Annotated in this window: 15 protein-coding genes; 10 read left to right on the top strand and 5 right to left on the bottom strand. The window is 60.5% G+C overall.

The window, feature by feature from the left end; translation table 11 throughout:
* Window positions 1-61: 61 nt before the first annotated feature.
* The 6 genes from coaBC to IEX40_RS19515 all read left to right on the top strand — a co-directional run bounded on the left by coaBC (window position 62) and on the right by IEX40_RS19515 (window position 6,076).
* A complete protein-coding gene (coaBC, locus tag IEX40_RS19540) occupies window positions 62-1,282 on the top strand; it encodes a bifunctional phosphopantothenoylcysteine decarboxylase/phosphopantothenate--cysteine ligase CoaBC (protein WP_188751440.1) in 1,221 nt (406 codons plus the stop codon).
* A complete protein-coding gene (gene dut, locus IEX40_RS19535) occupies window positions 1,257-1,718 on the top strand; it encodes a dUTP diphosphatase (protein ID WP_188751438.1) in 462 nt (153 codons plus the stop codon). The genes coaBC and dut overlap by 26 nt, the downstream gene beginning before the upstream one ends.
* Before the next feature lie 26 nt (window positions 1,719-1,744).
* Window positions 1,745-3,133: a phosphomannomutase/phosphoglucomutase gene (locus IEX40_RS19530; RefSeq protein ID WP_188751436.1), complete on the top strand. Its 1,389-nt coding sequence runs from the start codon at window positions 1,745-1,747 to the stop codon at window positions 3,131-3,133.
* 49 nt (window positions 3,134-3,182) lie between these two features.
* Window positions 3,183-4,088, top strand: coding sequence for an acetylglutamate kinase (gene argB / locus IEX40_RS19525; RefSeq protein WP_188751435.1), 906 nt, complete (start codon window positions 3,183-3,185; stop codon window positions 4,086-4,088).
* A 9-nt stretch (window positions 4,089-4,097) separates the two neighbouring features.
* On the top strand, window positions 4,098-4,703 hold the full coding sequence (slmA, locus tag IEX40_RS19520; RefSeq protein ID WP_188751432.1) for a nucleoid occlusion factor SlmA: 606 nt from the start codon (window positions 4,098-4,100) through the stop codon (window positions 4,701-4,703).
* 176 nt (window positions 4,704-4,879) lie between these two features.
* The gene (locus tag IEX40_RS19515; protein WP_188751430.1) at window positions 4,880-6,076 is read left to right on the top strand and encodes a CynX/NimT family MFS transporter; all 1,197 of its coding nucleotides are present in this window, start codon (window positions 4,880-4,882) and stop codon (window positions 6,074-6,076) included.
* Here the strand turns inward: IEX40_RS19515 and IEX40_RS19510 are convergent.
* The 4 genes from IEX40_RS19510 to gpmI are packed head-to-tail and all read right to left on the bottom strand — an operon-like array spanning window position 6,060 to window position 10,905.
* Window positions 6,060-6,872 (bottom strand): divergent polysaccharide deacetylase family protein, encoded by an 813-nt coding sequence (locus IEX40_RS19510; RefSeq protein WP_188751427.1) that lies wholly within the window; start codon window positions 6,870-6,872, stop codon window positions 6,060-6,062. The two genes, IEX40_RS19515 and IEX40_RS19510, sit on opposite strands and share 17 nt — an antisense overlap.
* A 5-nt stretch (window positions 6,873-6,877) precedes the next feature.
* Window positions 6,878-8,179, bottom strand: a complete 1,302-nt coding sequence (locus IEX40_RS19505) for a S41 family peptidase (RefSeq protein ID WP_188751425.1) — start codon at window positions 8,177-8,179, stop codon at window positions 6,878-6,880.
* A gap of 22 nt (window positions 8,180-8,201) precedes the next feature.
* On the bottom strand, window positions 8,202-9,338 hold the full coding sequence (locus IEX40_RS19500) for a murein hydrolase activator EnvC family protein (protein WP_188751423.1): 1,137 nt from the start codon (window positions 9,336-9,338) through the stop codon (window positions 8,202-8,204).
* A gap of 16 nt (window positions 9,339-9,354) precedes the next feature.
* Window positions 9,355-10,905, bottom strand: coding sequence for a 2,3-bisphosphoglycerate-independent phosphoglycerate mutase (gene gpmI, locus IEX40_RS19495; protein ID WP_188751421.1), 1,551 nt, complete (start codon window positions 10,903-10,905; stop codon window positions 9,355-9,357).
* Window positions 10,906-11,091: 186 nt separating this feature from the next.
* On the opposite strand from gpmI, the gene IEX40_RS19490 reads away from it, so the two are divergent.
* From IEX40_RS19490 to secB, 3 genes are read left to right on the top strand one after another with little or no spacing between them, the layout of a single operon-like run.
* Window positions 11,092-11,505 carry a rhodanese-like domain-containing protein gene (locus IEX40_RS19490; protein ID WP_188751419.1) on the top strand — a complete coding sequence of 138 codons (414 nt, stop codon included), beginning with the start codon at window positions 11,092-11,094 and terminating at the stop codon, window positions 11,503-11,505.
* A complete protein-coding gene (grxC, locus tag IEX40_RS19485) occupies window positions 11,502-11,783 on the top strand; it encodes a glutaredoxin 3 (protein ID WP_229680857.1) in 282 nt (93 codons plus the stop codon). The genes IEX40_RS19490 and grxC overlap by 4 nt, the downstream gene beginning before the upstream one ends.
* Before the next feature lie 10 nt (window positions 11,784-11,793).
* Window positions 11,794-12,249: a protein-export chaperone SecB gene (gene secB, locus IEX40_RS19480; protein ID WP_188751417.1), complete on the top strand. Its 456-nt coding sequence runs from the start codon at window positions 11,794-11,796 to the stop codon at window positions 12,247-12,249.
* Window positions 12,250-12,303: 54 nt separating this feature from the next.
* Here the strand turns inward: secB and IEX40_RS19475 are convergent, their stop codons facing one another.
* Window positions 12,304-12,954, bottom strand: a complete 651-nt coding sequence (locus IEX40_RS19475; RefSeq protein ID WP_188751415.1) for a tRNA-uridine aminocarboxypropyltransferase — start codon at window positions 12,952-12,954, stop codon at window positions 12,304-12,306.
* 80 nt (window positions 12,955-13,034) lie between these two features.
* Here IEX40_RS19475 and IEX40_RS19470 point away from each other — a divergent pair, with 80 nt between their 5' ends.
* Complete coding sequence (locus IEX40_RS19470) at window positions 13,035-13,856, top strand: HDOD domain-containing protein (RefSeq protein WP_188751413.1); 822 nt, start codon at window positions 13,035-13,037, stop codon at window positions 13,854-13,856.
* Window positions 13,857-13,981: the final 125 nt, after the last annotated feature.

Below are 13,981 nucleotides of genomic sequence, written 5' to 3'. Positions count from 1 at the left end.
GGTATCTTAAAGCGCTCATTCAGCCCATCAGATCATCCAGCTATCATCGGATACACAGGGTATGCACAGACTTACTAACCGCCGGATTTTGTTGGGTATCACCGGCGGCATCGCGGCCTACAAGAGTGCCGAGCTGACCCGACTGTTCAAAGCGGCCGGTGCCGATGTCCGCGTGGTCATGACACCAGCGGCCACCGAGTTCATTACCCCGCTGACGCTGCAGGCGCTGTCGGGCAATCCGGTCCACCTGCAACTGCTCAACCCCGAGGCCGAAGCTGGCATGGGGCATATCGAGCTGGCCAAGTGGGCCGATCTGATTCTGGTCGCGCCGGCCAGTGCCGATTTCATCGCCCGCCTGGCAGCTGGCATGGGCGATGACCTGCTCACCACCCTGTGCCTGGCCAGCGACGCGCCGATCTGCCTGGCGCCGGCGATGAACCAGGCGATGTGGCGCGACCCCCGTACCCAGCAGAATGTGGATAAGTTAAAAGCCAGCATCGGCGTCAAGATCTTCGGCCCCGGCGTCGGCGAACAGGCGTGCGGCGATACCGGCCCGGGCCGGATGCTGGAGCCGGTCGAGCTGGCCGAGCTGGCGTCGGATCAGTTCGAAACCCTGGCCCTGAGCGGTCGTACCGTATATATCACCGCCGGCCCCACCCGCGAGGCGCTGGATCCGGTGCGTTATATCTCCAACCACAGCTCCGGCAAGATGGGCTACGCCCTCGCTGCAGCGGCACGCGATGCCGGCGCCCGGGTGCGGTTGATCTCGGGACCGGTCAGTATCGCCGTGCCCGACCGGGTGCAGTGCGTACAGGTCGAGAGCGCCCAGCAGATGCTGGACGCCTCGCTGGAGGGGCTAGCCGACTGCGATCTGTTTATCGCCGCCGCGGCGGTCGCCGACTATCGACCGGTGTCGGTGGCCGAGCACAAGATCAAGAAGGGCAGCGAGGAGATAATGGAGCTGCACCTGGTCAAGAACCCGGATATTGTCGCCACCGTCGCCTCATCCAAGAATCGCCCCTTTACCGTCGGCTTTGCCGCCGAGACCCGCGATGTGGTGGCTTACGCCCAGGACAAGCTGGCCCGCAAGAGGTTGGACCTGATCGTGGCCAACGACGTGTCCGCGCCCGGCATCGGCTTCAACAGCGACGAGAACGCCGTCACCCTGGTAGGGCCTGACAGTGTCGAGTCCCTGCCCCAGACCCACAAACAGCAGCTGGCCCGCCAGCTGATCAACCGGATAGCCAGACATCTCAATGAGCAAGCAAAAACTACAGGTTAAGATTCTTGATTCCCGTATCGGCGAGCAGTTCCCGCTGCCCACCTATGCCACCGAAGGCTCTGCCGGGCTCGATCTGCGCGCCTGCCTGGACCAGGCGATCACGCTGGAACCGGGTCAGACGGAGCTGATCCCCACCGGTCTGGCGATCCATATCGAAGACCCTAACCTGTGCGCGATGATCCTGCCGCGCTCCGGTCTGGGGCATAAGCACGGCATCGTACTGGGCAACCTGGTCGGCCTGATCGACTCCGATTATCAGGGCCAGCTGTTCGTTTCCTGCTGGAACCGCGGCCATACCACCTTTTCCGTCGAGCCGGGTGAGCGTATCGCTCAGATGGTGCTGGTACCGGTTGTGCAGGCGGACTTCGAGGTGGTCGAGGAGTTCACCGACAGCGATCGCGGTGACGGCGGTTTCGGCTCCTCTGGCCGCCACTGATTCGAACAGACTGCAAGGAGCCCGTTATGAGCTTTGAACTCGACACATTCGACGCCGGCGTTTTCCGCGCCTATGACATCCGCGGCATCGTCGGCGAGTCACTGACCGAGCCACTGGTCTACCATCTGGGCCGTGCATTTGCGGCCAGTGCCCACGCCCTGGGCATCGGCGAGGTGGTGGTCGGTGCCGATGGCCGCCTGTCCGGTCCGCGCATGAAAGAGGTGTTGACCGAGGGGCTGCGCGATGGCGGCTGTGACGTCATCGATATCGGCTACGTACCGACGCCGGTGCTCTATTTCGCCGCCCATCAGCGTGCGCACCAGACCGGCATCATGATCACCGGCAGCCATAACCCGTCCGACTACAACGGCTTCAAGATGATGCTCTCCGGCCACACCCTGTCCGGCGACGAGATCCAGGGGCTACGCCAGCGCATCGAACAGCGCGATTACAGCGAGGGCAAGGGCTCACGCCGTGAAGAGGATGTGGCCGAGGCCTACCTGCAGCGCATCACCGGCGATGTCCATGTCAGCCGCCCGCTCAAGGTGGTGGTCGACTGCGGCAACGGTATCCCCGGCATCCTCGCCCCAGAGCTGATCCAGCGCCTGGGCGTCGAGATCGTTCCGCTGTTCTGCGACGTGGACGGCACCTTCCCCAACCACCACCCGGATCCGGGTAAGCTGAAGAACCTGCAGGATGTGATCGCCAAGGTGGCGGAGACCGGCGCCGATTTGGGCCTGGCCTTCGACGGCGACGGCGATCGGGTCGGCGTGGTTACCGAGAAGGGCAAGGTGGTCTATCCGGACCGGGTGATGATGCTGTTTGCCGAGGATGTGGTGTCACGCAATCCCGGCGCCGAGATCCTGTTCGACGTTAAATGCTCACGCCTGCTGCCGCAGGTGATCGCCCAGGCCGGCGGCAAGCCGACCATGTGGAAGACCGGTCACTCGCTGATCAAGCGCCAGATGAAGGCGTGCGGTGCCCTGCTGGCCGGCGAGATGAGCGGCCATATCTTCTTCAAGGAACGCTGGTACGGCTTCGACGACGGCCTGTACAGCGCCGTCCGCCTGCTCGAGATCCTGGCCAAGCGCGAGGAGACCGCCGATGCGATCTTCAGCGCCTATCCGGAGGATCTGAGCACACCGGAGATCAATATCCAGGTCACTGAAGATAACAAGTTCCAGATCGTCGCAGCGCTGCAGCAGCTCGACTTCCCCGGCGGCGACGCCTGCCGTATCGACGGCGTGCGCGTGGACTATGCTGATGGCTGGGGCCTGGTGCGCGCTTCCAACACCACCCCGGTGCTGGTACTGCGCTTCGAAGCCGAAACCGAGGCCGCGCTGGCGCGCATCCGTAACGAATTCCAGACCCGATTGCACAGCGTTGATGCCAGCCTCGACATTCCCAATGAATAAGTCGAGTGCGTGAGCCAACGCGGTAACCCAAGACAAAAGGACGAGAACTATGCCCCTGACCCGTGACCAGGCGATCTCTACAGCCAAGGTGCTGTCCGAAGCGATGCCCTATATCCAGCGCTTCGTCGGCAAGACGCTGGTGATCAAGTATGGCGGCAACGCCATGACCGACGAGAAACTCAAGGCCAGCTTCGCCCGCGACATCGTGATGATGAAGCTGATCGGCATCAACCCGATCGTCGTCCACGGTGGTGGCCCGCAGATCGGCGACCTGCTGGACAAGCTGAATATCCAGTCTCACTTCATCAACGGCATGCGCGTCACCGACGAAGCCACCATGGACGTGGTCGAAATGGTGCTCGGCGGCATGGTCAACAAGGAGATCGTCGGCCTGATCAACGCCGCCGGCGGCAAGGCGATCGGCCTGACCGGCAAGGATGGCGAGCTGCTGCGCGCGCGCAAGCTCAAGGTCAAGCACAAGACACCGGAGATGGAAGCCCCGGAGATCATCGATATCGGCCATGTTGGCGAGGTCGAGAAGGTTAACATCAAGGTGCTGGATATGCTGGTCAACTCCGATTTCATCCCGGTGATCGCACCGATCGGTGTTGATGAGAACGGTCTGTCGTACAACATCAACGCCGACCTGGTTGCCGGTAAGGTCGCCGAGGTTATGCAGGCGGAGAAGCTGATCCTGCTGACCAATATCGCTGGCCTCCTGGACAAGGATGGCAAGGTGCTGACCGGCCTGTCCACCCGCCAGGTCGATGACCTGATCGAGGACGGCACCATCTACGGTGGCATGCTACCGAAGATCGGTTGCGCTCTCAGCGCGGTGAAATGCGGTGTCACCAGCGCCCATATCATCGACGGTCGGGTCGAGCACTCCTGCCTGCTGGAGATCTTCACCGATGTCGGTGTCGGTACCCTGATCACCAACAAGAACCTGGGCTAAGGACGGCGGATGAGCGAACAACAGCTGGAACAGAAGGTTTCCCGCCGCGAACAGATTCTGCAGTCCCTGGCCCAGATGCTGGAGGTCAACCCTGGGCAGCGGATCACCACCGCCGCCCTCGCCCGTGAAGTGGGCGTCTCGGAAGCGGCGCTCTACCGCCACTTCCCGAGCAAGGCGCGCATGTTCGAAGGATTGATCGGTTTTATCGAGGACACCCTGTTCTCCCGCGTCAATCTGATCGTCGGCTCCGACGCCGGCGGCAAGCGCCAGTGCGAGCAGATCCTGACCCTGCTGCTAGCCTTCGTCGAAAAAAATCCGGGCATGGCACGCATCCTCACCGGCGATGCCCTGTCCGGCGAAACCGAGCGCCTGCGCACCCGGGTCAACCAGCTGTTCGAACGGCTGGAAACCCAGCTCAAGCAGATCATGCGTGAAGCCGAGGTGCGCGAAGGTCTGCGTACCGAGATCCCGGCGGGCTCAGCCGCCAACCTGATTCTGGCCACCGCGGAGGGCAGGATTCGTCAGTTCGTGCGCAGCGAGTTCAAGCGCCGTCCCACCGAGTTCTGGCCGGAACAGTGGGCCCGACTGGCCCAGGGACTGTTCCGTCAGGGCTGATCCTGCACATACCGGGCACCTTCGCGGTGCCCTCCCGCTCCCCCCCTTAAGATCCAATCGTTTTCACCAGCCGATACAGGCCTACCCTAAAAGTGTAATAACGGTTACTCTTAGCGGCGCAAAATCGTGCTTGTGTCCCTCGACGACACCAACCAGGGACAGGATAAGGAACAGAGATGTCGGAACCGTTCAAAGGCCCATTCGATGGCCGCCCGCTGGCGTTTGCCATCGCCATAGCTGCAATCCTGCTCACCGCCGCCAATCTTCGCGGCGGTATCGTGGTGGTAGGGCCTCTGGTCGAGGATATCCGGGCCAGTCTGGCGTTCAACGCCAGTCAATTCAGCATGCTGACCACCCTGCCGCTGATCTGCTTCGGTGTCGTGTCCTCCCTGGTACCGGCGCTGGCACGCCGTTTGGAACCGCCTCAGCTGGTGATCCTCGGCCTGCTGCTGATCACAGTCGGGGCGCTGCTGCGCATCACCTCTGAGTTTCCTCTGATTCTTGCCGGCACCCTGCTGTTGGGCGCGGCCATCGCCGTGCTCAACGTGATGATTCCGGGCCTGGTCAAAGGCTATTTCCCGCGCCATCCGGGCGTCATGACCGGGCTGTACACGGTCACCCTAGGCATAGGCGCGGGGCTCGGTGTGTATCTGGCCGTGCCGCTGCGTGACATGTTCGACAACTGGCGCGCCCCGATGACACTCTGGGCGATCCTGCCCCCGCTGTGCATCCTGCCCTGGCTCTACCTGCTACGGGTGCATAGTCGCACCTACAGGCCGCCGCAAGCAGCCCATATCAGCCTCTGGCGCAATGGCCGTGCCTGGGCGATAACCGGATTCATGGGCCTGCAATCGACCAACTTCTACTCGGTGATCACCTGGTTGCCCAACATACTGATCGACAGCGGCCTTAGCGATGCGCATGCCGGCGTCGCCGCGGCACTGGTCAACCTGGCCGGTATCCCGGCCAGCCTGGTGACACCGCTGCTGGCTACCCGACTCAAGGACCAGCGCGTTCTGATCCTGATCATCGCCCTGCTGGGCACTGCGGGGCTGACAGGGCTGATGCTGGCACCGAGCCAGGCTCCGCTGCTCTGGTCATGCCTGATCGGCGTCAGTGGTGGCGCGGCCCTGAGCCTTGCCCTGACCCTGTTCGCGCTGCGCACCAATAGCACAACCCAGGCTGTCGCGCTGTCGGCGATGGCGCAGTCGGTGGGGTATCTGATCGCGGCGACAGGACCATTGGTGATCGGCACGCTGAACGATCTCAGCGGCAGCTGGCTTTATGCCATAGCCTTGTTGCTTGCCCTGCAGTGCCTGCAGTGTCTGATGGGGTTGGTTGCGGGGAAAGCGGGCACTATTGGCCAGGCGTGACGCCGGCCTCAGCTCGCGCCCGAGCCCACTGGCGCTGCAGAGTGTCCCGCTGCTCAGCCAGGTAGGCGGAGGCCGACATCAGCGTGATGCCGTATTCGCCCAGCGCCGGCAGTGCCTGGGCCAGAAAGCCAACGGTCTCCGGATAGGGGTGTCCAATTACGACCACGCTGCCCTGACGCCGGGCCAGGTCAACGGCACGCAGGAACTGCGCCTCGATCGCCGCAGTGCTGCGCTCATTGTCGAGAAACACATCGCGCTCCAGAGCGGGAATTCCGGCGTGCAGCGCACTTGCATAGGCCCGGGTTTGCGCCGTGGTCCGACTGTCGATAAAGAACAGTCCGCGCTCGCGCAGCACCTCCATCACCCAGGCCATGGGCTCGGCACGCTGGGTCATCAGACTGCCCATATGGTTGTTAACGCCGATCGCCTCAGGCACCGCATCCAGATCCGCCTGCAGCGTTGCCTGCAGTTGCTGTTTGCTCTGCGCCAAGGTCAGTGCGCCGGGGCCCAGTTTCAGCTGCTGCAGGTTGGCCATCGGCGCGTGCAGGATCACCTCCTTGCCCATGCGCTCCGCTTCCTGGCTCAAACGGCGAGAGTGGGGCGTGAGCGGCAACACCGCGTAGGTGATGGGCCCCGGTAGCGCCAAGGCCGCCTGCCCCAAACGCAGATTGGTGCCGAGATCATCGATGATCAGCACCATTTTTGGCCCCTGCTGGCGCCAGAGCGCCTGATCAGATGCCGTCACGCCGCCCGCAACCAGGAAGCCGATCAGCAGGCCGATCAGCAATCGCCCCATCGAACTTAACCTTGGCTACCGGTGGAGACGATATTGAGCGCCTTGAGCAGATTCAGCGCCTGATAGAGCTGGAAATCGCGCTGGGCGAGTCCGTCATCACCATTGCTGACCGGTTGCATCACCGCCGCGTTTTCCAGATGTCCAGCCAGGTCACGCTCCTTGATGAAGTCCTCATGTACCACCTCCGTCAGCCGTCCCTCTTCGACCATCAGGTCAGGCTGTATGCCCTGGGCCTGAATCGAGCGCCCGTTCGGGGTGAAGTAGCGTGCGGTGGTCAGTTTAAGGCCACGATCGCTACCCAGCGGCAGCACGGTCTGCACCGAGCCCTTACCGAAACTGTCGGTGCCCATCAGCACTGCGCGATGGTGATCCTGCAGTGCTCCGGCGACGATCTCCGAGGCGGACGCTGAGCCACCGTTTATCAACACCACCAATGGCAGGTTCGGTGCCGGCGTTTCACTGGTGGCACTGAATTTGAGCTGCGAGCTGGGCAGGCGGCCCTCGGTGTACACCACCAGCCCCTTATCGATAAAGGTATCAACCACATCGACCGCAGCCTGCAATACGCCGCCGGGGTTGTTGCGCAGATCCAGCACCAGCCCTTTGAGTGGCTGTTCCTTGCCCATATTGGCCAGCGCCTTGCGCAGGTCAGCGGCGGTATTCAGCTGGAACTGGGTAATGCGCAGATAGCCGTATCCGGGCTCAAGCAGTTTGTGCTTGACGCTGACCACCTTGATGGCGTCGCGTACCAGTTTGACCTCGAACGGCTTTTCGATACCGTCGCGAACTATGGTCAGGCGGATCTCGCTGCCAATCTCGCCGCGCATCATCTCCACCGCTTCGTTCAAGCCAAGCCCCTGCATCGGCGTATCGTCGATCTTGATGATCAGATCACCCGCCCTGATGCCGGCGCGCTGCGCCGGGGTATCGTCGATCGGCGCAATCACCCTGACAAAGCCGTCCTCCATGCCTACCTCGATTCCGAGGCCGCCGAACTCGCCGCTGGTGTGTACCTGCAGGCTTTCGAACGCGTCCGGCTCCAGATAACTGGAGTGGGGGTCGAGCCCCGCCAGCATGCCGCGAATGGCATCCTGCAGCAGTTCCCGGTCATCCACAGGCTCGACATAAGCATCTTTTATCCGGCCGTATACCTCAGCGAACATGCGCAGCTCTTCCAGCGGTAGCGCCGGTACGCTCTCCTGCTGCTCGGCCTCCGGCTCCGCCGCCCACCCCTGCACCGGCAGCGCAAGTGCTGTACCGAGAGCAAGCGCGAGAGAGGTGTGTTTCAGATCGGCGATCAGCTTCATAGCATTATCCTTGAGATGAATATCATCGACGTGACAACCAGGGGCCCGGGTCGATCGACTGGCCACGGTGTCGGATGGCGAAATAGAGCCCGGATTCTTCGTAGCCCCCACTCTCACCGGTCGTGGCGATCAACGCGCCTGGACGAACCCAGCTACCGGTGTCACGCAGCAGACTCTGGTTGTGTCCATACAAACTCATATAGCCGTCCCCATGATCGATGATCAACAGCTGTCCGTACCCGCGCAACCAATCGGCAAATACGACCCGCCCGCCGTGCACCGCATGGACCTCACGCCCGACACCGGACTCGATCAAAACTCCTTCGTAGGACAAGCCGTTTACCTTATCGCCGAAACGACGTACCACCTTGCCATCAAGCGGCCAGGCCAACTTACCCTTGAGCGAGGCAAACGCCTGGTCGGCAGTTTGCAATTTAGCGCGCTTGAGCGATTCGACGATCTGGGCCAGTAACGCCTCCAGCTGCTCGCGGTTCGACTTCAGGCTGGCCAGCCGCTGGCGATCCTCCTTCAGCGACGCTTTGATCTTCGCAATCGATGCTGTCCGCGCTTCACGGGCCTGGGCCAGCTCCTGCTGTTGCTGCTCAAGCTCTTCCCGCTTTTGCAGTATTCGGTCACTGGTGGATGTGGCCTGGTCGCGGGTCGATGCCAGGGCAGCAAGCTGTGTGCGATAGATACGAAGCTGTTCAACAAGCTTGGCATTCAACAGGTCATAGTAGTAAAGCAGACGCTCGACCCGAGCCGGATCCTGTTCGCTCAGCATCAACTGTAGCTGCGGCTGTCGGCCATCGCGATACTGGGCGCGCAACTGCTGTCGCACCCGCTCGGCGCTGGCCGAAACCTGCCGCTCCAGTTCGCTCTGGCGCTGACTGAGCGTGCCCAGATCGGCATCCAATCCCTCGAGTTCGGCGTTCAGCGCTCTCAGCTGGGCACTGACCTCGCCGATGCGCTTTTCGCTCTCACGTAACGCCTGCTCCTGCTTCTGCTGCGCCGTCTGCTGCTGGCCAATACCCTTCTGCAGCTGGCTGATCTCCTGCTGCAGTGCCTTGATCTGCGCCTCGGTGGCCTGCTTCTCGGAATCGGTCGCCGCCTTCAGCGGCAGCGACACCAGCAGAATCAGCACTGTGAGCAAGAATCGCATTCAGCGGCAGTCGCCCTTAGCTCAGGTGGACCAGGCTTTTACCGGTCATCTCGGCGGGCGCCTCAAGTCCAAGCAAAGCCAGCAGTGTCGGTGCCAGATCACACAAAGCGCCATCGTCAAGGGACAGGCTCTCGGCTCTGGGGCCATCATAGATCAGCGCTACCGGCCAGCTGGTGTGCGATGTATGCGGCTCACCACTATCCGGGTTAACCATCAGTTCAACGTTGCCGTGGTCGGCGGTGATCAGGGTTTCACCCTCGACCTCGGCCATCGCCGCCAGCACGCGGGTCAGGCACTGATCCAAGGTTTCCACCGCCTTGACCGCCGCATCGAATTTGCCGGTATGCCCCACCATGTCGCCGTTGGCGAAGTTGCACACGATCAGGTCGAATTTGCGACTGAGGATCGCCTCGACCAGCTTGTCAGTGACCTCAGGCGCACTCATCTCCGGCTTCAGGTCATAGGTCGCGACCTGCGGCGACGGCACCAGAATACGCTCTTCGCCCGGGTAAACCGCCTCTTCGCCACCGTTGAAGAAGAAGGTGACATGGGCATACTTTTCGGTCTCAGCAATACGCAGTTGAGTCTTGCCGATGGAGGAGAGATATTCGCCAAGACCGTTACTGATTTTAGCTGGCGGGTAGGCGCAGCTGGCCGGAATCGACGCTGCATATTCGGTCATCATGACGTAGTCGGCCAGAGCCGGACGGGCCTTGCGCGCAAAACCGTCGAACTCGTCCTCGACGAAACAGCGAGTGATCTCCCGCGAGCGGTCGGGACGGAAATTGGCGCAGATGACGGTATCGCCATCCTTCACCAACCCCTTGGGATGACCAGCCATGTCGGTGATCACCGTCGCCGTGACGAACTCGTCGTTCTCATCGCGCACGTAAGCCTCGGCCAGCGCCTGTTGCGCGGACTGCGCGTGCTGCGGTGCCTCACCTGTGGTCATGGCATTGTAGGCCAGCTCAACCCGTTCCCAGCGGTTATCACGATCCATCGCATAGTAGCGACCGACAACTGTGGCGATTGCACCGACGCCCAGCTCGCGGAATTTTGTTTCTGCGGCAGCGATCGAAGGTTCAGCAGAGCGCGGCGGCATATCGCGACCATCCAGCACCGCGTGCAGATAGATCTCCTTGGCACCGCGCTTAGCTGCCATTTCGGCAAGTGCAAAGATATGCTCTTCGTGACTGTGCACACCACCCGGTGACAACAGGCCCATAAGGTGTACCGCACGACCCGCGTTTATCGCTTTATCCATCGCCGCGACCAGCACGGGATTTTCAAAAAGCGCCCCATCCTCAATCGCCTTGGTGATTCGGGTCAGGTTCTGATAAACGATGCGACCTGCGCCGATATTCATGTGGCCCACTTCGGAGTTACCCATCTGCCCATCTGGTAAACCGACGGCCAAGCCGGAGGTGTGGATACGGCTATTGGGCTTAGTTGCCAGCAGCTTGTCCCAGGTTGGCGTGCTCGCCGCCTGGATCGCCGAAGAGGGAGTGGACTCGACGCCAAAACCGTCGAGGATAATCAGTGCCTTGGTTGAGCGTGCGTCAGTCATTGAGATATATATTTTATATGGTTGGTATTTAGAATTAGAATTCAATTCTACAGCATAGATATTGTCTCGTTAGTGTACCTCACCTCCCCCCTCAACAGCCAAATTCATTGCTCAAACCTTATCCCCTGCGCCCTGCGCATGTATACTTGGCCGCTTATCTAACAGCCCTCAGCTTACGGACTCGTTATGGATCGTGTGATTGAATTTGCCACCCAACACTATTACCTCATCGCCGCCTGGGGATTAACGCTGGCGATGCTGCTATGGACCGAGAATCGCAAGTCGGGCCGCTCCGTTTCTCCTGCCGAAGCGACACGTATGATCAACAAAGAGGGCGCCTCGATCCTGGATATCCGCTCCAAGAAAGAGTGGGATACCGGCCATATCACCGGTGCCGTGCATATGCCCCTGGCCGACCTCGAGCGCCGCATCAGCGAGCTCAAGTTCGACAAGGAGAAGCCGGTGATCGTGGTCTGTAACCTGGGTCAAACCGCCGGCACAGCGACTAAAAAGCTCAAGACTGCAGGCTTCACGTCAGCGGTCCGCCTTTCCGGCGGCATGACTGAGTGGCGCGGCGAGAATATGCCGGTCGTAAAATGATACCGAACGTCGAAATCTACCTCACCCGCTGGTGCCCCTACTGTCGTCGTGCACTGATGCTGCTCGAGCATAAGGGCGTCAAATATACCGCCATCGATGTGGATACCGATCCCGGCCTGCGTCAGACGATGCGCGAGCGGGCCGGCGGTGCGCATACCGTACCGCAGATATTTATCGGGGATACCCATGTTGGCGGCTGCGATGACCTGTTTGCGCTCGAACGACAGGGCCAGCTGGATCCATTACTGACGGAGCCTGCTCCGCAACCAATTGACTAAGGAAATACCGATGTCCGAGAACCAGACTCAACCTCAGTTCGCCCTCAAGCGTGTCTACCTTAAAGATGCTTCACTGGAGACACCGGCCGCTCCCCAGGTTTTCACCAAGCCCTGGCAGCCGGAGGTCAACCTCGACATCAACACGCGCAGTAACAAGCTGGATGATCAGCACTTTGAAGTAATTCTGTCCCTGACCGTCACGGTCAAGAACGAAGGCGAAGCCGCGTTCCTGGTCGAAGTCCAGCAGGCCGGTATCTTCCTGCTCGCCGGTCTCGGCGAAGCGGAAACCAAGCACACGCTGGGTGCCTTCTGCCCCAACCTGCTGTTCCCCTATGCCCGCGAAGCGATCGATAACCTGGCATCCAAGGCCAGCTTCCCGGCGCTTATGCTGGCTCCGGTCAATTTTGACGCACTGTACGCCCAGCAGCTGCAGCAGGCTCAGTCAGAGGCTGCCGAAACCCACTAAGCGGCCAATGCGCCGGATCAGCTACCGCCTGCGGTCCGATCCGGCCCTCTCCCCTTACTCCGGCGACCTGTCCCACTTACGCCGCGATTCAAAATACTCACCATTGAACAGATCGAAATACCGCTCCAGGTGTGCAGCCGCCCTCTGCTCATTAAATTGCTCAAGTAGCGCTATCGCCACCTCTGCGGTACACAGATGATGCTCGACCGTTGAACGACGCAGGGAGTAACGGGAGAGACGCTGTGTTCGAGGTTCTATCACCGGCAGATGCTGCAGGTAACGGCTATGGCGAAACATGCGTCGCGCCTGGCGCCAGGTACCGTCCAAGATGATAAATACGGGGATACGTGAGTATTCGACCGGCGCATCAATCATGCGATTCTGGTAGTCATCTCCCGCGGGAAATACGATACAGGGCGCGTAGCGCGGATCGTTCAAGGCATCCAGCAACTCTTGTGGCGGCTCGGTGCGCGACCATTCAAATATTCGAGTGTCGGCCACCGAGTCTGCGATCAGTCGACCGGTATTGGTGGGCTTGTAGAACTCGTTGTGGTGCATCAACAACCAAAACTGGCAGTGTGTCTTCACCTCTTCCCGATGGTCGCAGATGCAAGATTCAGTCGGCAGTCTGCACGCCCCACAGCGCTCAACGCCGCCGCCACGAGCTAGATAGGGTCTACGGGGCGGAGATTCAACTATACACATAAAGACCTACTGAAAATGCATTTAACGCGCACTATACTGGCTTTTCCCCCATCGACAAGTGCGACGATCAGAGGATGTGCATGGAGCAGAGATTCAGCAGCCTAATCCCGCCGCAACCCGAGATCCTTGTGGCATTGGCGGCCGAGCTTAAGCGAGAGTTTCCCGACCAAAAGCGAGTTGCTGAGCTACTAAAAGCGGATGTTGCCCTGTATTCAACGATTCTGAAAGCGGTCAACAGCCCGCTTTACGGATTGGCAGTAACCGTGACCTCCATAGAACGCGCCCTTAGCCTGCTCGGGTTCGAACGCATATTCAACCTGGTCCGGCTCACCATTTTACGCAATACACTGAGCAAGACGGGCCGTCTCGAACGCTTTTGGGACACTGCCAAAGATGTCGCGACACTCTCCGTCAGTATTTCACAACGCCTGACCAAACTTAATCAGGACGATGCCTATACCTTGGGTATGCTGCATGACTGCGGTCTACCGCTGATGATGCAGGCATTTACCGGCTATAGGGAGTTCCTGAAAGGCGCTGGCAACCTTGATCCAGCCGACTTTGGACAACAGGAAGCCAAGCTTTTCGGCTTCGACCATTTTCAGGTCGGTGCCCGAATGGCCGAGCGCTGGTTCCTTCCGCAGTACGTTGCCGATGCTATACGCATGCAGCCTCGAATTGACGAGGCACTTACGGATCGCATCGACATAGATGAACGTAGCCGCTACCTGCTTGCTGTACTGACCTTGGCGCAGGATATCAGCGCCGAATACCGTTACTACTGGCGCATTGCGCCGAAACAGGAGTTGTCTCGACTGCAACCGGCACTGAGCTTCCTCTCAGTGTATGATCAAGACTACCTGAACTTCAAAGATCAGCGGCTGGAGGAGATGGGGGCCTAACCCTCCAGTTGTGCTGATGTAAAGCAAAAAACCCCGATACCTTTCGGTACCGGGGTTCTTCACTCCCTCTCGGGATCATTAGGTGCCTGGCGATGAATGACGCGTTTCACGACTGAGTTCGGCAT

It is taken from the genome of Marinobacterium zhoushanense, assembly GCF_014641945.1.
GTDB lineage: Bacteria > Pseudomonadota > Gammaproteobacteria > Pseudomonadales > Balneatricaceae > Marinobacterium_D > Marinobacterium_D zhoushanense.
Note: the sequence above shows the minus strand (reverse complement) of the source record. Positions and strands in the feature narration are given on the sequence as shown.

Coding starts and splice junctions, on each gene's coding strand:
- IEX40_RS19505 (WP_188751425.1), bottom strand. CDS start 8,179: ATGAAGCTGATCGCCGATCTGAAACACACCTCTCTCGCGCTTGCTCTC.
- grxC (WP_229680857.1), top strand. CDS start 11,502: ATGATACCGAACGTCGAAATCTACCTCACCCGCTGGTGCCCCTACTGT.
- secB (WP_188751417.1), top strand. CDS start 11,794: ATGTCCGAGAACCAGACTCAACCTCAGTTCGCCCTCAAGCGTGTCTAC.
- IEX40_RS19510 (WP_188751427.1), bottom strand. CDS start 6,872: ATGGGGCGATTGCTGATCGGCCTGCTGATCGGCTTCCTGGTTGCGGGC.
- IEX40_RS19500 (WP_188751423.1), bottom strand. CDS start 9,338: ATGCGATTCTTGCTCACAGTGCTGATTCTGCTGGTGTCGCTGCCGCTG.
- IEX40_RS19490 (WP_188751419.1), top strand. CDS start 11,092: ATGGATCGTGTGATTGAATTTGCCACCCAACACTATTACCTCATCGCC.
- IEX40_RS19470 (WP_188751413.1), top strand. CDS start 13,035: ATGGAGCAGAGATTCAGCAGCCTAATCCCGCCGCAACCCGAGATCCTT.
- IEX40_RS19475 (WP_188751415.1), bottom strand. CDS start 12,954: ATGTGTATAGTTGAATCTCCGCCCCGTAGACCCTATCTAGCTCGTGGC.
- IEX40_RS19530 (WP_188751436.1), top strand. CDS start 1,745: ATGAGCTTTGAACTCGACACATTCGACGCCGGCGTTTTCCGCGCCTAT.
- coaBC (WP_188751440.1), top strand. CDS start 62: ATGCACAGACTTACTAACCGCCGGATTTTGTTGGGTATCACCGGCGGC.
- dut (WP_188751438.1), top strand. CDS start 1,257: ATGAGCAAGCAAAAACTACAGGTTAAGATTCTTGATTCCCGTATCGGC.
- slmA (WP_188751432.1), top strand. CDS start 4,098: ATGAGCGAACAACAGCTGGAACAGAAGGTTTCCCGCCGCGAACAGATT.
- IEX40_RS19515 (WP_188751430.1), top strand. CDS start 4,880: ATGTCGGAACCGTTCAAAGGCCCATTCGATGGCCGCCCGCTGGCGTTT.
- argB (WP_188751435.1), top strand. CDS start 3,183: ATGCCCCTGACCCGTGACCAGGCGATCTCTACAGCCAAGGTGCTGTCC.
- gpmI (WP_188751421.1), bottom strand. CDS start 10,905: ATGACTGACGCACGCTCAACCAAGGCACTGATTATCCTCGACGGTTTT.